The organism is Alicyclobacillus hesperidum subsp. aegles (assembly GCF_027923525.1).
Classification (GTDB): Bacteria; Bacillota; Bacilli; order Alicyclobacillales; family Alicyclobacillaceae; genus Alicyclobacillus; species Alicyclobacillus aegles.
Map to the genome: position 1 here is coordinate 1 of NZ_BSBJ01000001.1, position 16318 is coordinate 16318.

At 53.1% G+C, this 16318-nt stretch carries 18 protein-coding genes and 1 pseudogene; 13 read left to right on the forward strand and 6 right to left on the reverse strand.

Annotated features, from left to right (window positions below):
* Window positions 1-267: 267 nt before the first annotated feature.
* The 5 genes and pseudogenes from QMF38_RS00005 to QMF38_RS00025 all read right to left on the reverse strand — a co-directional run bounded on the left by QMF38_RS00005 (window position 268) and on the right by QMF38_RS00025 (window position 2483).
* Window positions 268-843 (reverse strand): annotated as a pseudogene (locus QMF38_RS00005) (IS66 family transposase).
* On the reverse strand, window positions 758-958 hold the full coding sequence (locus QMF38_RS00010; RefSeq protein ID WP_309298683.1) for an IS66 family transposase: 201 nt from the start codon (window positions 956-958) through the stop codon (window positions 758-760). The pseudogene QMF38_RS00005 and the gene QMF38_RS00010 overlap by 86 nt, the downstream one beginning before the upstream one ends.
* A gap of 15 nt (window positions 959-973) precedes the next feature.
* The gene (locus tag QMF38_RS00015; protein ID WP_281758124.1) at window positions 974-1666 is read right to left on the reverse strand and encodes an IS66 family transposase zinc-finger binding domain-containing protein; all 693 of its coding nucleotides are present in this window, start codon (window positions 1664-1666) and stop codon (window positions 974-976) included.
* 45 nt (window positions 1667-1711) lie between these two features.
* Window positions 1712-2080: an IS66 family insertion sequence element accessory protein TnpB gene (gene tnpB / locus QMF38_RS00020; RefSeq protein WP_281758125.1), complete on the reverse strand. Its 369-nt coding sequence runs from the start codon at window positions 2078-2080 to the stop codon at window positions 1712-1714.
* Between the two features lie 187 nt (window positions 2081-2267).
* Window positions 2268-2483, reverse strand: a complete 216-nt coding sequence (locus QMF38_RS00025; protein WP_058094195.1) for a LysM peptidoglycan-binding domain-containing protein — start codon at window positions 2481-2483, stop codon at window positions 2268-2270.
* A 220-nt stretch (window positions 2484-2703) separates the two neighbouring features.
* Here QMF38_RS00025 and QMF38_RS00030 point away from each other — a divergent pair, with 220 nt between their 5' ends.
* The 8 genes from QMF38_RS00030 to hisIE are packed head-to-tail and all read left to right on the forward strand — an operon-like array spanning window position 2704 to window position 9300.
* Window positions 2704-3828 (forward strand): ATP phosphoribosyltransferase regulatory subunit, encoded by a 1125-nt coding sequence (locus QMF38_RS00030; RefSeq protein ID WP_281758128.1) that lies wholly within the window; start codon window positions 2704-2706, stop codon window positions 3826-3828.
* Window positions 3828-4487, forward strand: a complete 660-nt coding sequence (hisG, locus tag QMF38_RS00035; protein ID WP_281758130.1) for an ATP phosphoribosyltransferase — start codon at window positions 3828-3830, stop codon at window positions 4485-4487. The genes QMF38_RS00030 and hisG overlap by 1 nt, the downstream gene beginning before the upstream one ends.
* The gene (gene hisD, locus QMF38_RS00040) at window positions 4468-5751 is read left to right on the forward strand and encodes a histidinol dehydrogenase (protein ID WP_281758132.1); all 1284 of its coding nucleotides are present in this window, start codon (window positions 4468-4470) and stop codon (window positions 5749-5751) included. The genes hisG and hisD overlap by 20 nt, the downstream gene beginning before the upstream one ends.
* Entirely contained in the window at window positions 5741-6343 is a 603-nt protein-coding gene (hisB, locus tag QMF38_RS00045) for an imidazoleglycerol-phosphate dehydratase HisB (RefSeq protein ID WP_281758133.1), read from the forward strand. Before hisD ends, hisB begins: the two co-directional genes overlap by 11 nt.
* Complete coding sequence (hisH, locus tag QMF38_RS00050; protein WP_281758135.1) at window positions 6340-7005, forward strand: imidazole glycerol phosphate synthase subunit HisH; 666 nt, start codon at window positions 6340-6342, stop codon at window positions 7003-7005. The genes hisB and hisH overlap by 4 nt, the downstream gene beginning before the upstream one ends.
* Window positions 6999-7751: a 1-(5-phosphoribosyl)-5-[(5-phosphoribosylamino)methylideneamino]imidazole-4-carboxamide isomerase gene (gene hisA / locus QMF38_RS00055; protein WP_281758137.1), complete on the forward strand. Its 753-nt coding sequence runs from the start codon at window positions 6999-7001 to the stop codon at window positions 7749-7751. Before hisH ends, hisA begins: the two co-directional genes overlap by 7 nt.
* The gene (gene hisF, locus QMF38_RS00060; protein WP_281758139.1) at window positions 7751-8521 is read left to right on the forward strand and encodes an imidazole glycerol phosphate synthase subunit HisF; all 771 of its coding nucleotides are present in this window, start codon (window positions 7751-7753) and stop codon (window positions 8519-8521) included. The genes hisA and hisF overlap by 1 nt, the downstream gene beginning before the upstream one ends.
* Window positions 8509-9300, forward strand: coding sequence for a bifunctional phosphoribosyl-AMP cyclohydrolase/phosphoribosyl-ATP diphosphatase HisIE (gene hisIE, locus QMF38_RS00065; RefSeq protein WP_281758141.1), 792 nt, complete (start codon window positions 8509-8511; stop codon window positions 9298-9300). Before hisF ends, hisIE begins: the two co-directional genes overlap by 13 nt.
* Here hisIE and QMF38_RS00070 read toward each other — a convergent pair.
* Window positions 9297-10283 (reverse strand): aldo/keto reductase, encoded by a 987-nt coding sequence (locus QMF38_RS00070; RefSeq protein ID WP_281758143.1) that lies wholly within the window; start codon window positions 10281-10283, stop codon window positions 9297-9299. The genes hisIE and QMF38_RS00070 overlap by 4 nt on opposite strands.
* A gap of 292 nt (window positions 10284-10575) precedes the next feature.
* On the opposite strand from QMF38_RS00070, the gene QMF38_RS00075 reads away from it, so the two are divergent.
* The 5 genes from QMF38_RS00075 to melA all read left to right on the forward strand — a co-directional run bounded on the left by QMF38_RS00075 (window position 10576) and on the right by melA (window position 16264).
* Entirely contained in the window at window positions 10576-11577 is a 1002-nt protein-coding gene (locus QMF38_RS00075; protein WP_281758145.1) for a LacI family DNA-binding transcriptional regulator, read from the forward strand.
* Between the two features lie 57 nt (window positions 11578-11634).
* Window positions 11635-12444, forward strand: a complete 810-nt coding sequence (locus tag QMF38_RS00080; RefSeq protein ID WP_232302171.1) for a carbohydrate ABC transporter permease — start codon at window positions 11635-11637, stop codon at window positions 12442-12444.
* Window positions 12445-12539: 95 nt separating this feature from the next.
* Entirely contained in the window at window positions 12540-13913 is a 1374-nt protein-coding gene (locus tag QMF38_RS00085) for an ABC transporter substrate-binding protein (protein WP_281758148.1), read from the forward strand.
* 58 nt (window positions 13914-13971) lie between these two features.
* Complete coding sequence (locus tag QMF38_RS00090) at window positions 13972-14901, forward strand: carbohydrate ABC transporter permease (protein WP_281758150.1); 930 nt, start codon at window positions 13972-13974, stop codon at window positions 14899-14901.
* 64 nt (window positions 14902-14965) lie between these two features.
* The gene (gene melA / locus QMF38_RS00095) at window positions 14966-16264 is read left to right on the forward strand and encodes an alpha-glucosidase/alpha-galactosidase (protein ID WP_281758152.1); all 1299 of its coding nucleotides are present in this window, start codon (window positions 14966-14968) and stop codon (window positions 16262-16264) included.
* Window positions 16265-16318: the final 54 nt, after the last annotated feature.

Below are 16318 nucleotides of genomic sequence, written 5' to 3' on the forward strand. Positions count from 1 at the left end.
TTGATGTTTGTTCGCACTTACATTTTACCGGAAGGGCGATTCTTTTTGTGGACATGTAGGGCAACATTCAAACAGATTTTCATAAATAAGGGGCTCCCCCTAAGTGCGCTTGGCACTTTTGGGACAGCCCCTTTACTCTACCTTTGCTTGTGGCATCGCCATCATGAGAAAGCCCCGCCATCGATCTGGCAGGGCCTTTTCTGTGTTTCGTTCACGTTCCGCGTCGAACTTCAGCCGGTAGTGTCTTCGACCAGGGCAACAGCGCATCTAGGGCATCCTTGTCGGGCAAATCGACCGTTCGCTTCGATTGTCGATCTCGAGATGCCCGTCTCCCACATACCGCACAAGCTTCGTCCACTGCTTCAGACAGTAGCTCACCGCTTGGCCCAACGCGCTTTTCGGCAACACCTGTCGTTCCTGTCTTTCCAGCTATGCCAAGAACGCGTCCAGGATCGGCTTGCTTTGCGCCATCCGCACACGACATCTCTCTTCGGGCGATGCGCCCTTCAGTTTCTTTTCTATCGCATACAGCGCGTTGCAGTACGACAGGGCCTCTTCGGCGGCCGTCTTTCCCTTTCGCTCCTTCACGGGCACAGCTTTCAAGACTTCGTCCAACTTTCGCCTGGCATGCGCCCAACATCCCACGAGTTCCACATCCGGGATACCCTCGTACCCCACGTGGCCATCCACATGCAGATAGCCATGAAAACCTTGTAGGAATCGCTTCGGATGCCCCACCTCTCGTGTCTCCTGGTCCTCATACAACACGATTGGTGGGCCGTCCTGCCCACTGCCCACTGCGATACAGCCACATGTACGACTGCGTTTGAGCGGGGCATCCATCTTCCTGCAGCACTTGCAGTGTCGTTTCATCCGCATGGAGATAGCGGCGTCGAAGAAGCTCGCGATGTAGGCGCTCGTACACGGGTCTCAACCACGTCTCGGCGGCATGCACCACCAAATTCGCGAGCGTTTAACGAGACAGCGGGTATCCGTGCCGCGCAAATTGCCACTTCTTCCGGTACAGGGGCATCCCGACCACGAATTTCTTCGTCATCACGTACGCCACGGCCTCCGGCGTCGCCATGCTCTTCGCCTGAACCGGCTTAGGCATCGGCGCGCGCAACACAGGTGTCTCCGTATCATGGGTTTCGCAGTGCCGACACGCGTACACATACCTCACGTACTCGACCGTCCGCATCTGCGCCGGGATGATCTTCACTCGCCGCGACACGTCCCGGCTCATCTCGCGCAGTTTGCCCGCACACGTCGGGCACACTTGCTCATCCTCTGGCAGGGGGTATTCCACCACTTCATCCGCTGGACGCGCCCACAGCCAAACCTCCCGTGCCCTAGCTTGGGGCTTCTTCTGCTCATACGTGATGACTTCCGTCTCGGCCTCGGGCTCCTCTTCCAAAGCATCGACAGGGGAGGAGTCGACCTCTACCTCAGCTTCGTTAAAGAGCGAAAGCTGCACACCGTCCGCGTCGAAGGACACTTTCGTCCGGCACTCGCTCGATGCACCAAATAAACGGTGGCGCAGCAAACGCACCTGCTCCTCCAGGTACCCCACATGCTGGCGTAGTTGCGCATTTTGAACCTCCAAAGCCTTGAGGACGTCATATTCTTGTTGTTGGATCGTGACGGTTCCGTTTGTGATGGACATGCCTTACGCATTCGATACCGCGGATCGGAATCCTCTGTTGTGCCCTCAGATGGCGGAGCGCGCGTGAACGGCTCGATGCACTTTCGGTTGTTCGAGGGGCAGGCCGTCTAATAAGCAGTTCAACTCCCGGCGCGTGATGATGAGCGTTTTCGCGTCCTTGACTTCCGGCCAAGCGAACCGGCCGCGCTCTAAGCGTCGGTAGTAGAGCCAAAACCCGTTGTGAAACCAGTGCAGGATTTTGAGCTTGTCCCACTGCCGGTTACAGAAGACAAACGGGCAAGACGAAAACGGGTCGAGCTGAAACGACGCCTGGACCAAGGCCGCAAGTCTGTCGATGGACTTGTGCATATCCGTGGGCCCACAGGCGAGGTGACGTGATATTCCTGGGTGAAGTCGGCGATGCGCTCGCGCCAAAGTTCACGGCGCCCTTGGTGAGACATGTGATCTCGCATACAAGAACCCTCCCGTGGCTTGATGAGGACATTTTCAAGCAACGGGAGGGCCAACGCCATGTGGGGTTGAATTGACGCTTACGCCTCAACTCTCGTCATCATGCAAATCCCTGTTCAACCGTTCTGTTGCTCGATGCTGACGAGAACGATTACCAATACTTTGACTTATCCATGTGATGATGCATCATGTGTTTGTGCTCTTTGGCATCCTCGTAATGTTTCGACGGAATGCGCAGCACCTGGCCCGGATAAATCATGTTTGGGTTTTTGATGCCGTTGGCCCGGATGATGTCAGAGACCGTTGTATCGTATTTCACCGCGATGTTGCCAAGCGTGTCTCCGCGTTGCACGATGTATTTGACCACTGATCCAATCCCTCCTTGTACTGTCCGGTGCAATACTGTATGCGGCCTGTGTCGCGATCGCAGCGGATGCTTGCCCAATCTCACGGGTTGCAAATACGCGGATCTTCATATATGCTTGCTTTAGCACATTAGCGAAGTAAAGTGATTGAACAATGCATATGGGTGCACCCATATCCGTGGCAGTGACCCAGGATAGATAGAGATGGCGTGGTGAGTTAGCGTGGCAAACGATTTGTTCATCGGAGGAGCAGGCTCTGTAGCCTTTGCGGCGGCGCAAGGTTTTGCCGAGAGGCCACCAGGCATGCAGGATGGTTACCCTGATTTTGCAAAAAGGCGGCGGGATGTCGAGTCCCGGCTCCTTTCGTTTTTTGAGGAAGCAGGTTGCCAGCCGGTGACCAGTGGCCTATTTGAATATGTCGACACGCTGTTGCGGGCGAGATCGAGTGAGGCGGCGCGAGACTGGATTCAATTGTTTGACGGCGGCGGGAATGCTATCGCTTTGCGCCCCGAAATGACGCCTTCCATCGCACGTATGGCAGCACCGCGTGTTGCGAGTGGGCGCGTGCCTATTCGCTGGTGCTACTGTGAACGCGTGTACCGTCGAACGAGCGATCCCGCTTCACTTTCGTGGGCCAGTGGCAAAGCGGCCGAGTCGACACAGGTCGGCGTCGAATGGATTGGCGAACCGGGCAGCGTGACGACAGACGCGGCATTGCTCACGTGGTTGCACGATGCCGCAACGCGCGCGGGCATCGCCGAGCACAAAATTGTCGTCAGTCATGCTCGTTTTGTGCCGAAACTGTTGCAGGCGCTTGGCTTTCCGCACGACGTGAGCCTTCAGCTCTTGCAGTGCCTGACAACGGGCGACTACGTTCTATTTCGCCAGACGGTCGATCGCGCTGCTACAGCGTGCGGTGACATTTTGACAAGGCTGCTGCGCTGGTCGCCGGAACGCAAGGGGCTGCAAAGAGGCGCCGTCAATCGCGAGCAGTCGGCGAGGGAATTAAACGATTTGCTCCACGCCGCACCTGATCGCGAAGCGGCGGCTGAAGTGGTACATGCGTGGGGGTATTTGTGCGAATTGGCGGACGCGCTCGCCGCGGCTGGCTTAGCTCCACACTGCACGACATTTGACCTCACACTCCATCGCGATATGGATTACTACACAGGCATTGTCTTTGAGGCATTTGCACACGGCGTTGGTGCACCCATTGCGCTTGGCGGTCGCTATGATGAACTGCTTGCCCAGTTTGGCGCACCTGCGGCGGCTATTGGCTTCACGTTTGAGGTCGAACGCGTGCTTGCCGTGCTTGAGGCAACAGCCAAGAGTGGGAGGGATGCCTGATGCTGACAGTCGCACTCGCCAAGGGAAGAACGGCAGAAGATGCGTTGCCATTATGGCGTGCAGCTGGCATCCCGCTGCCAGAAGATATGGACGAAAGCCGCGCACTCGTCTTCGAAGTGCCCTGGGATGGCCATCCTCCGCTGCGTTATCTACTCGCGAAGCCTGCCGATGTACCAACCTATGTTGCTTATGGCGTCGCCGATGTCGGGATCGTCGGCAAGGACGTGTTGCTTGAGCAGGATAGGGAGATGTACGAGTTGCTTGATCTCGGTGTCGCTCGCTGTCGGCTGTGTGTCGCCGGGCTAGAGGGCGATCGCGCAACTCAACCGCGCCGCGTGGCGACGAAGTATCCGAAGCTTGCGGATCGCTATTTCCGCGCACTTGGGCACTCGGTCGAGATTGTACCGCTTTCCGGTTCCATTGAATTGGCGAGCGTGATCGGCTTGACGGATCGCATTTTCGATCTCGTACAAACGGGTGCGACGCTCGCGGCCAACGGCCTGGTGGTGTTTGACGAAGTTGCCGACATCTCGGCGCGACTTGTCGCCAATCGCTCCAGCTACCGCATGAAGCACGATGATATTTTGGCCATGGCAAACCGCTTGCAAGCGGCAATCGAACAGCGAGGAGGACAGGCACATGCGCTTAAACGTGGTTGAACGCAGCGACTTTACGTGGGAGCGACGGGCGACGGAAAACGAAGAGGCACTCCGGCAGGTGGCGGCTATCGTGGCCGATGTGCGCGAGCGCGGCGATGCGGCGGTGGACGACTGGACCGCCAAGTTGGACAAGCAACCGGGGGCTTCGTTGCGCGTACCGCAAGCAGCGCTACAGGCCGCGTTTGAGGCATTGGCGCCTGAATTGCGGGAGGCACTCGCGTTGGCGGCGGATCGGATTCGGCGTTATCACGAGGCGCAGTGGCCGGAAGATTTCACACTATACGGAGACGACGGCGAGCAACTCGGTCTTGTTTGGCGACCGCTTCGCCGTGTCGGCGTATACGCACCTGGGGGGCGCGGGGCGTACCCATCGACCGTGCTGATGGACGTGATTCCGGCACAGGTCGCAGGTGTCGCGGAGATTGCGCTTGTGTCGCCGCCGGGGCCGACGGGGCTGCCGCATCCGCAAGTGTTAGCGGCGGCTCATCTGCTTGGTATCGATGAAGTCTATGCCGTGGGCGGGGCGCAAGCGGTGGCGGCTTTGGCATACGGGACCAAGACGATTGCACGCGTCGACAAAATTGTCGGCCCAGGCAACCTTTACGTGGCACTCGCAAAGCGACTCGTTATGGGAGACGTCGGTATCGATTCCATTGCAGGTCCCAGTGAAGTGTTGATTATCGCCGACGAGGCGGCGAATCCTCGCTACATTGCGGCCGACATGCTGGCGCAGGCGGAGCACGACCCCGAGGCTGGCGCCTTATGCGTAAGCCCGTCGATCGTGCTGTTGGAGCAAGTGGCCGACGAACTCGAGCGCCAGCTTGTGGATCTCCCGCGCGCCGAGATCGCCCAGCAGGCTTTGGCGAGGTGGGGGGCGTTGGTACATGTTGAATCGTTGGCCGAAGCAGCCAATCTCTGTAACCAATTGGCGCCGGAGCATGTGGAATTGTTGGTGGACCACCCCGAAGAACTGCTGTCGTCGATTCACTTTGCGGGGGCTGTCTTCCTTGGCGAAGCGACGCCAGAGCCTGTGGGTGACTATTTTGCGGGCAGCAATCACGTTTTGCCAACCCACGGTAGTGCGCGCTACGCCAGCGGGCTTGGCACCCACGACTTTTTGCGGCGCATGAGCGTGGTTGCCTATAGTCAAAAAACGCTTGCCAAACATGCCCGCCATATCGTCGCGTTGGCCGAGGCGGAAGGCTTGACGGCTCACGCGCGTTCCATCCTCGTCCGACAGGGGGCTGACCACAATGACCGCTGATGCTCAACGCACCTATAGTGCACATGTCGAGCGTGAGACGGGCGAGACAAAGATCGATCTTGCGCTTCATTTGCACGGAACAGGTCGCGTATCGCTCGCTTTTCCCGTACCCTTTTTGCGCCATATGTTACATCTGTTTGCCGTGCACGGCTCGTTCGATCTCGACATCACAGCCGATGGCGATGTTGACGTCGACGATCATCATCTCGTCGAGGACATCGGCCTCTGTCTCGGTCGTGCAATCGCGATCGCGCTTGGCGACAAGCGAGGCATTCGCCGTTACGGCGAGCGGCACACGCCAATGGACGAGACATTGGCGCGCGCCGTGATCGACCTGTCGGGAAGGCCGGCGTTTGTACTTCAGGCGTCGTTTAGCGATACGCGCATTGGGACATTTCCTACCGAATTGGTGGCTGAGTTTTTTAAGTCTGTCGCCAACGAGGGGCGCATGGCTTTGCATCTGGCCGTCCTCTATGGCGAAAACAATCATCACATGGTGGAAGCCCTGTTTAAGGCGTTCGGCGCAGCGCTGCGCGAAGCTGTCACGCTGACGGGTGGAGGCGTCAATAGCACCAAGGGGGTGCTTGAATGATCGTCGTCCTTGATCCGGGGATCGGCAATTTGCACAGTGTCCTTGGCGGGCTTCGAAGAGTGGGACGCGAAGCCGTCGTCATTTCAGATAAAGAGGCGTGGGACAATCTCCGCAAAGATGCAGACGGGTCCGTGCAGGGCGTCATTTTACCGGGGGTCGGTGCGTTTGGCGACGCTATGACACAGTTGCGCCTTTCCGGGCTGGTCTCCGTTGTGGAACAGGTTGTCGCTTCGCGCATCCCGCTCCTTGGTATTTGTGTTGGCATGCAACTCTTGTTCAAAGTGTCGTTTGAACACGGCGAGCATCCCGGTTTGGCGCTTTTGCCTGGGCAGGTTGTGCGGTTCCCGGCAACGGCGAAAGTGCCGCACATGGGATGGAACGATTTGACCAGTGTGCAAAGCCATCATCCGTTGCTACAAGACGTTGCCATCGGGGATTTTGTCTATTTCGTCCACTCGTATTATGTGCAGGCTGATGAGGCAAGCGACGTCATAGCGGCGGCCTCCTACGGCGGCATCGAAGTGCCGGCCGTCGTTGGGCGCGGCCTCGTCTACGGAACTCAATTTCACCCAGAGAAGAGCGGCAAGGTCGGCGAAACCATCCTCCGCAATTTTGTGCGGTTGACCGAACTCGAGAGGGCGGAGGTGTCGTCGCCATGGTGAGCCAGGACTTTATTCTGTTTCCGGCCATTGACGTGCTCGGTGGTCGCTGTGTGCGGCTGTACCAAGGCGACTATGAACAGCGCACCGAGTACAACCAACATCCCGCTGCCGTGGCGCAGCAATGGTGCGAAGCAGGTGCGCGCTTTTTGCATGTTGTCGATCTCGATGGCGCGAAAGATGGCGCAAGTGTCAACGCGTCGACCGTCGAAGACATCGTGCGAACGGCCAGGTCTTACGGAGCATCCGTCCAGGTCGGTGGTGGCATTCGCAACCGCGACGCCATCGCTCGTTGGCTAGATCTTGGGGTCGAACGTGTCGTGCTTGGCACCGTTTCGCGGGACATCGAACAAATGGCCCAGTTCGCCTCCGAATTTGGCGGTCGCCGCATCGTCGCAGGCCTTGATGGCCGGGGAGGCAAATTGGCGGTTACAGGTTGGCTTGAACAAACCAATACCCCCATCGTCGATCTCGCGCATGAACTCGCCAAAGTCGGTGTTTTACACGCCTTAGTCACTGATGTCGATCGCGACGGAACCGGGAAAGGCGCGAATCTCCAACTGGCGCGATCGGTGCAAGAGGCGGGGTTGTGGAGTATTGCAAGCGGTGGCATCAGCGGACGCGACGACATCTTGGCGGCGAAGGCAGCAGGGCTCGCCGGCGCTGTCGTCGGCAAGGCGTTATACGACGGCAAGCTCGACCTGCGCAGCATTATGCAGGAGCTTGCGCTGAAAGGAGATGGGGTTTGATGTTGACCAAACGCATCATCCCCTGTTTTGACGTGCTCGATGGGCGCGTGGTCAAACACGTTGGTTTCCTCAACAACCGCCGTGATGCGGGCGATCCGGTCGAACTGGCTCAGATTTATTGCGACGCCGGAGCCGACGAACTGGTGTTGCTCGACATTTCCGCGTCGAGCGAAGGCCGGTTGGCGACGCGCAAGGTCGTGGAAGAAGTCGCCGCGAAGGTCAATATTCCACTGACGGTTGGCGGCGGTGTATCGACCGTGGAAGATGTGCGTTCGTTGCTCTTGTCTGGCGCAGACAAGGTGTCGATGAACACAGGTGCGTTCCGCAATCCGCACCTCATCGAAGAATCGGCGCACCGCTTCGGAGAACAGTGCGTTGTCGTCGCCATCGATGCTAACCTTCATGCGCAAACCGGCACCTATGAAGTCATGCTGCAAGGGGGCAAAGTTAGCACGGGTAGCGACGCGATCGCGTGGGCAAAGCGCGCCGCCGAATTGGGAGCGGGCGAAATATTATTGACGAGCTTTCGCCAGGACGGTACGCGAGCTGGATATGATCTTGAGCTGACGAGTGCAATGGCGCGTGCTGTCAACATTCCGATCATCGCCAGCGGCGGTGCGGGGGCAAAGGAACACTTCTTCGATGTATTAACCGAAGGGATGGCAGATGCGGCATTGGCGGCGAGTGTGTTTCACTTCGCTGAGACGAGTGTTCGCGATGTGAAGTCGTATCTCCGCGAGAAAGGGGTGCCTGTGCGATGGGTGGAGTAAAAGGCGAGATCGACCTTGCCGCTGTGCGCTACGATACGGCAACTGGGCTGGTTCCGGTCGTTGTGCAGGATGCAGAGACGGGCACCGTGCTCATGCTTGCCTATGCGAACCGCGAGGCGCTGAAACGGACGCTTGCGACAGGATATGCGTGGTTTTGGAGCAGATCGCGCCAGGAATATTGGCGAAAAGGTGCCACATCCGGCAACGTGCAAGAGGTCGTCGAACTGCGCCTCGACTGCGATGGCGATACCGTTTTGTATCTCGTCCGTCCACATGGGCCAGCTTGTCACACGGGCGAGGACACGTGTTTTTACCGGCGACTGACACATGGTAGCGTCGAAGGGGCGATTCCTCGCGGTGTTGTTCAGGAACAGGAAGACGCAAGATCAGGCGATGACGCGATTGTAACTGCAAAGGGTTGGGTCAACTCGGCGATGGCACAGTCGGCGATGGCTGAGGCGGACCGTGGTGCACCACTGCAGATGGATTGGCGGGTGCTTGATAACCTTTGGCAGACGATTGACGAACGCTATCGCAATCGGCCGCAAGGGAGTTACACGACTTACTTGTTCGAGCATGGTGCCTTGCGGATCGGTAAAAAGGTAGGCGAAGAGGCGACGGAGGCGGCACTCGCTGCGGTGGCTTATGAATGCCGTGGCGGGGATCAGGGGGAGTTGGCAGCGGAGTCGGCCGATTTGTTGTATCACTTGATGGTGCTGTGGCGCAATGCGGGGTTATCGCCGACCGACGTGCTTGCCGTCTTGGCTGCTCGGGCTTAAAGCCCGAGCGTTTTCATGTTGGCTTCCGGATAGCGAGTGCCTGCGGCTACCCCTTTCGGCGCGATTTCGTCGATGGTTGCGAGATCGTCGGCGGTAACTTGCACGCGTAAGGCTCCGAAGTTGTCCTCCAGATACCTGCGCCGCTTCGTCCCAGGAATGGGGACGATGTCCTCTCCTCGTGCCAGCAGCCACGCGATAGCCAATTGGGCAGGTGTACATCCTTTTTCCTCTGCCATACGGCGGATTTTAGCCACGAGTTGCAAGTTTTTTGCAAAGTTATCTCCTTGGAAACGTGGCGAGTTGCGGCGGTAGTCGTCTTCGGGCAGATCTTCATAGCGCGTGATTTCGCCTGTCAAGAAGCCGCGCCCAAGCGGGCTATAGGCCACAAATCCGATTCCTAATTCGCGTACTACAGGAAGGATATCGTCTTCCACATCTCGGCTCCATAACGAATACTCCGTTTGCAAAGCCGCAATCGGGTGTACTTGATGCGCGCGCCGGATCGTTTCCGCGCCCGCTTCTGACAAACCGAGATAGCGCACTTTGCCGGCTTGCACGAGTTCGGCCATCGCGCCCACCGTTTCTTCGATGGGGACAGAAGGATCGACGCGGTGTTGATAGTACAGGTCGATGTGATCGACGCCGAGACGTTGTAAGCTGTTGTCGCATGCCTCTTTCACGTATTCCGGTCGCCCGTTGATGCCGAGGAACGTTCCGTCCGCTGCGCGTACATTGCCAAATTTCGTCGCGATCACAACCTTGTCCCGATAGGGCCGCAGTGCCTTTCCGACGAGTCGCTCGTTTTCTCCGACGCCGTACATGTCGGCGGTATCGAAAAAGTTGATGCCAAGTTCAATGGCGCGTTCTATCGTGCGGATCGATTCTTCATCATCACGGTGGCTGTAAAAGTCCGACATTCCCATACAGCCAAGGCCGATGGCTGAAACCGTAAGACCCCGTGAGCCCAGCTTGCGCATTTGCATGTTGCATGTCTCCCATCTCAAGTATGAAAACTGTGGACGAAAACTGCCAAGGGTTTGTGCCTTAAAGGCCATTTTCAATCATCCTGCGGAAAAAGGCAAAACGATGCTGCGTAAGCTTTGTGGAAAATTCGCGAACCAATCCTGAGTAAAAAAAGAGATTAATTTTATCGAAACGAGTCGATAAAAAAATGTTGAAAGCGCATTCTTTAAGTGATATATTTTACTCAGGTTGTAGCACATTTTAGTAAAAATATAGATGTAGGTAGTAGGGGATGAGCTAGGAATGGCCACGATGAAGGATGTTGCGAACGCTGCCCACGTGTCAATTGCTGTTGTCTCAAGGGTCCTTAATGGCGATAGTACGCTGTCGGTGCCTGATTCCACGCGTCAGAGGGTGATTGAGACCGCGAAGAAACTAAATTACACACTAAAACATCGCAGGTTAAAAACCAAGCAGAATGTGACTAAAATTCTGCTGGCTGATTATCATTGCGAGGAAGAAGAACGTGATGATCCGTATTTCTGGCCGATGATTCGAGGAATCGAAATGGAGTGCCAGGTGATGGGGATCGAACCGCCGACTAAACGCTACCTTAGTCCGGGGACGTGTCTAGACAATGAAACCTTGGAGGAATATGACGGGGTACTGGTAATCGGCGGGGAAGCCACGCGAAATTGGAATAATCATCCACAAAAACTCGTCTTTCTTGATTATTGTCCTGATACATCGAAATTTCCTTCCGTATCTGTTGACTTTCGTGGAGCCGTATTTGCTGCACTTCGTCACCTTCAATCTCTTGGATGCGCTGATATTGCCTATATTGGGGGCACTCGACACTTTGGCATTGATTACCGAGAGGCAGCGTTTACAGAGTACATGCAACAGCACACAAATTATGCAGCTGATTCAATTTTTCACGGGGACTGGTCAACGGCGGGTGGCTACGAGGCAATGTGTGCGTTATTGGAAAAAAGGCAGGTACCACAAGCTGTGTTTGTAGCTAGTGATCCGATGGCGATTGGTGCCATTCGAGCTATGTCGGAGGTCGGACTTCGCGTTCCTGAGGATGTGGCTGTTGTGGGGTTTGATGATATCGAGATGGCCCCCTATGTTACACCCTCTCTGACGACAATTCGCGTGAATCCGGAACTGATGGGGAGATTGGGTGTGCGCATGCTGGTGAATCCGCTGGAGCAATCTACTCCGTTGCAAGTAGTCATGCCGTTTCAGTTAATCGTGCGGGAAAGTTGTGGGTCTGAAACACACAGGCAGGCGTCGTCGCTACCTGTATAGACTAGGTGGAGGTGATCGTGTCAAATGAGAAGTTCGTCTAGAAGAGGAAGACGGTTTGTGGGGAACGTTGTAACGTATATTGTGCTAATTATAGGTGCCTTTATATCAGTTTTCCCCTATCTATGGTCAATCCTAACATCGTTAAAGCCTGAGAATCAAGTATTTAGTTCTCATTTCTTCAGCTTACCGACGCATCCTGACTGGGGTAACTATGTACACATATTTCAAAGCGTGGATTTGGGTAGATATCTGTTAAATACGCTATTTGTTGCTGTGGTTAGCGTGGCTGGGCAAGTTGTGTTCGGATCACTGGCTGCGTACGCGTTTGCCCGACTTGATTTCCGAGGGAAAAACGCCATTTTTCTAGCTTATTTGAGCACGTTAATGGTGCCCAACATCGTGACACTAATACCTTTATTCATCATGATGAAGTATTTGGGATGGATTAACACGTATTATGCCCTTATTGCTCCAACGGTTCTAGGGACGCCGGTTGGTATTTTTCTGCTAAGACAGTTTTTTCTTACGATACCCGCTGAGTTAGAGGAGGCTGCGCGTTTGGATGGAGCGGGGATTTTGCGTACATTTGTCCAAATTATAATCCCGCTTAGTCGACCAATACTTTCGACCCTAGCCATTATAACCTTTGTATCGTCTTGGAATAACTTCCTGTGGCCACTCATTGTAACAAATAGCGATCAGATGAAATTGATAAGTGTCGGTATTGCATCGTTCCAGATGCAGTATGGGACTGAATGGAATTATATGATGGCCGCCGCGACAGTTGCTCTCTTACCTTTGGTGATTTTGTTCCTATTCTTCCAACGATATGTGATCGAATCGATTCAACTCACAGGTCTTAAATAACAGTTGGGAGGTGATGGGGGTTAGTATTTATTGAGACGTTCTACCCAGTGCGCATTTGCTTTCACTAAACACGTTAGAAACGGGGGATCTAAGCTATGAAATTGAAAAAGAAAATACTCTCTGTGATTCCTGCTGTCAGTTTATTAACCTTAGCTGGTTGTGGAGTAAGTAATGATACTTCGACCAGTCCATTAAAGTCACAGGAAAATGCATCAACGTCTCACGTAGTCACGTTGCGTTACATGTTGTGGGATCCAAATGAAGAAATCGGTTACAAAAAGTCGATTGCCGTTTTTGAAAAGCTTCATCCCAACATTAAGGTACAAATTGAGCAGTATCCTTGGTCTCAATATTGGCAGAAGCTTCAGACGGAGATGGCCGCAGGAACTGCTCCAGATTTGTTTTGGGACCACGTTACGTACTTTCCGACCTTCGTAACGAATGGACAGTTGCTGAATCTTACACCGTATATTAAGCAATCGCATGTAGATCTCAAACAGTATTACCCAAATCTCGTCAAGCAATATGAGTATCAAGGCAATATCTACGGGTTGCCGAAGGATTGGGATACTATCGCGATTTTCTATAACAAAGATTTGTTTGCAAAGGACCATGTTGCTCCACCCACCAACCTGACTTGGAATCCATCTACGGGCGGAACGCTTGTAAAAACAGCTGAGCAGATGACTGTGGATAAAAACGGGAAACACCCAGGACAGCCGGGATTTAACCCTAACCAGATTGTACAATACGGTTTTATGTCATACAATTCCAATCAGTCTTTTTATTATAACTTTTTGGCGGAGAACGGTGTGCAGGTTTTAAATAAGCAGTTTGGCACGCAGGTATTGATGGACACACCTCAGGGTGTGCAGACAATGCAAAGCCTTATGAACCTCATCTATAAGTATCATGTGTCGCCACCGGGATCGGAAGGAACACTTGCAAATGGGGGGGCAAATGCTCAACGCCTTTTCGAGCAAGGGAAGTTAGCCATGTACACGGATGGAGATTGGGACTTAACACCTGTTGTCAGTTCATGCAAATTTCATGTTGGCATTGCTTTGTTGCCGGTTGGTCCTAAAGGACGTGTTTCGGTTATGAATGGCTTGTCAGATGCTATTTATGCAAAAACAAAGTTCCCAAAACAAGCGTGGGAATTGGAGGAATGGCTGGCAAGTCCACAATCTGAGAAAATTCTAGCTGGCGGAGGGTATGTTTGGCCTGGAATACCCTCGGAGGCTCCTCTGTTCGCAAAAGCTTGGGCCAAGAAAGGCGTAGACGTGACGCCATTTCTAACCGAGTCGAAGGGGAAAACAATCAGTTTTCCAATTACGCAAAACTGGGGACAGGCGGAAAATGCAATCGATAAGGAGTTTGACTTGATGTGGCTGAACAAGGTATCTCCCCAACAGGCTTTGCAACAGGCTGTTCAGCAAGCCGATGGAGCATTGGCAGGGGGCCAGTAGTGAGGTGGGAGGAGTCTCCTCCCGCGCTCACGTAGATCTCAAGTACGGAGATGGTGGAATGAGTACAACTATATCTACTCGTACAGTCCATAGCGATAAATCACTTATGCGTGAAAAAATGTCTCGTTCCTTAGCGCCTTACCTTTTAGTGTTTCCTAGTTTCGTAGGCGTAATGGCATTTATGCTGGTCCCGGCATTGGCTGTCATTGTAATCAGCTTTTTTAAATGGAATATGCTATCGCCTCCGAACTACGTCGGATTACACAATTATGTTGATATCTTGCATGACCCGATTGCCTTGCACTCAATTGTGACTACAGCGTACTACGTATTGCTTAATATTCCGCTACAAACTGTGGTAGCTATCATGCTTGCGTTGTTGTTAAATCGCAGGTTGCCAGGGATGGGGATATTTCGGGCACTATTCGTATTGCCATGGCTGGCTGCGCCCGTAGCAATCTCTGTCGTATGGCAATGGGTTTTTGATCCGACATCAGGTGTTTTCGATGCGCTATTGTCAAGTATAGGCTTACCACGCCTGCAGTGGCTTGCATCACCAACAGAAGCATTGCCAGCCGTTGCTTTGGTTAATATATGGCAATGGACTGGTTATAACATGTTATTTTTTCTAGCCGGTCTACAAGGTATTCCAAAGTACCTGTATGAAGCATCTGAGCTGGACGGTGCAGGAAAAGTAAGGCAGTTCTTCTCGATTACGTTACCTTTATTAAGACCCACCCTTCTATTCGTTCTTGTTACGAGTGTAATCGGCTCATTTCAAGTGTTCGACACGGTATATGTAATGACGCAAGGGGGGCCTGGAACCTCAACAAACGTATACAATTTCTATATCTTCCAACAAGGGTTTCAATTCTTCCACATGGGATATGCAGCAGCTCTCTCTGTAATACTTTTCGTGGTGATTCTATTAGTAACCTTATTTCAAATGCGCTTCGTAGGTAAGCGTACAACGTATGATCTGGGCTAGCATTTAGGGTGCTCTCTAATGGTTCAAATAAACCTCATTGATTAACTGATTAGGAGTGATTTGCGTGAATAAGATCACATTTATCGGTGCAGGTAGCACGGTGTTTGCAAAGAATGTCCTCGGTGATAGTATGCTAACGCCCGCGCTGAATGGCTTTGAGTTCGCACTATACGATATTGACGATCAACGATTAAAAGATTCTGAGAGAATGCTGAATAACCTAAAGGTGCAAACAGGATCGGATGTGGTCATTCGTGCATATCAAGATCGCAAAGAGGCATTGAGGAATGCCAAGTACGTTATTAATGCCATTCAGGTGGGTGGTTATCAGCCATGTACTGTAACAGACTTTGAAATTCCGAAGAAATATGGATTGCGACAAACCATTGGTGACACAGTTGGGATAGGCGGCCTGTTTCGGGCCCTTCGAACCATCCCGGTGATGCTGTCAATAGCGGAGGATATGCACGAGGTTTGTCCCGATGCATGGTTCCTTAATTACACGAATCCAATGGCAGTACTGACGAATGTAATGATTACTTATGGAGGAATACGTACTGTTGGATTATGTCACAGTGTGCAAGTATGTGTTCCGCATTTATTTGAAGCTCTCGAAATGGATCCAGCCGGTGTCGAATACAAAATTGCTGGTATTAACCACATGGCGTGGCTCTTAGAAATTAAGCGTGGAGCGGAGGACTTGTATCCTGAGATTAAACGTCGTGCGCGGGCAAAGCAAAAACAAAAGCATTCCGACATGGTTCGATTCGAGATTATGGATAAATTCGGGTACTATGTGACAGAGTCCTCGGAACACAATGCTGAGTATCATCCTTATTTTATCAAGCATAGATATCCGGAATTGATTGATAGGTACAATATACCACTAGATGAATATCCTCGTCGATGCGTTTCTCAGATTAACCAGTGGGTACAGATGAGGGAAAGTTTGGTTGAGAACAACAACATTACACACACTCGAAGTCATGAGTACGCATCATACATTATGGAGGCTATGGAGACAAACGTTCCGTTTAAAATTGGAGGAAACGTGATGAACACTAGCCTCATTGAAAATTTGCCAAGGGAAGCCTGCGTGGAAGTCCCTTGCTTGGTCGATGCGAGTGGAGTAACTCCCACATATGTAGGCCGATTACCTGAACAGTGCGCCGCACTTAATCGAACCAATATCAACACACAGTTATTAACTATAGAAGCCGCTATAACGAAGCGCAGGGACGCGATTTACCATGCCGCAATGTTAGATCCTCATACTTCATCAGAGTTGTCGATCGACGACATTGTATCGCTTTGTGACGATTTAATTGAAGCACATGGCGACTGGTTGCCTGCATACCGTTAAGGTTTTCTCGAGTGTGGGAATCACGGCACGAACGTTCCATTTATAGACCGTACC

Bases quoted from the DNA above. Each gene is read 5' to 3' on its own strand.
- QMF38_RS00015 (WP_281758124.1), bottom strand. From the start codon at position 1,666: ATGTCCATCACAAACGGAACCGTCACGATCCAACAACAAGAATATGAC.
- hisG (WP_281758130.1), top strand. From the start codon at position 3,828: ATGCTGACAGTCGCACTCGCCAAGGGAAGAACGGCAGAAGATGCGTTG.
- hisD (WP_281758132.1), top strand. From the start codon at position 4,468: ATGCGCTTAAACGTGGTTGAACGCAGCGACTTTACGTGGGAGCGACGG.
- hisB (WP_281758133.1), top strand. From the start codon at position 5,741: ATGACCGCTGATGCTCAACGCACCTATAGTGCACATGTCGAGCGTGAG.
- hisH (WP_281758135.1), top strand. From the start codon at position 6,340: ATGATCGTCGTCCTTGATCCGGGGATCGGCAATTTGCACAGTGTCCTT.
- hisA (WP_281758137.1), top strand. From the start codon at position 6,999: ATGGTGAGCCAGGACTTTATTCTGTTTCCGGCCATTGACGTGCTCGGT.
- hisF (WP_281758139.1), top strand. From the start codon at position 7,751: ATGTTGACCAAACGCATCATCCCCTGTTTTGACGTGCTCGATGGGCGC.
- hisIE (WP_281758141.1), top strand. From the start codon at position 8,509: ATGGGTGGAGTAAAAGGCGAGATCGACCTTGCCGCTGTGCGCTACGAT.
- QMF38_RS00070 (WP_281758143.1), bottom strand. From the start codon at position 10,283: ATGCAAATGCGCAAGCTGGGCTCACGGGGTCTTACGGTTTCAGCCATC.
- QMF38_RS00075 (WP_281758145.1), top strand. From the start codon at position 10,576: ATGAAGGATGTTGCGAACGCTGCCCACGTGTCAATTGCTGTTGTCTCA.
- QMF38_RS00085 (WP_281758148.1), top strand. From the start codon at position 12,540: ATGAAATTGAAAAAGAAAATACTCTCTGTGATTCCTGCTGTCAGTTTA.
- QMF38_RS00090 (WP_281758150.1), top strand. From the start codon at position 13,972: ATGAGTACAACTATATCTACTCGTACAGTCCATAGCGATAAATCACTT.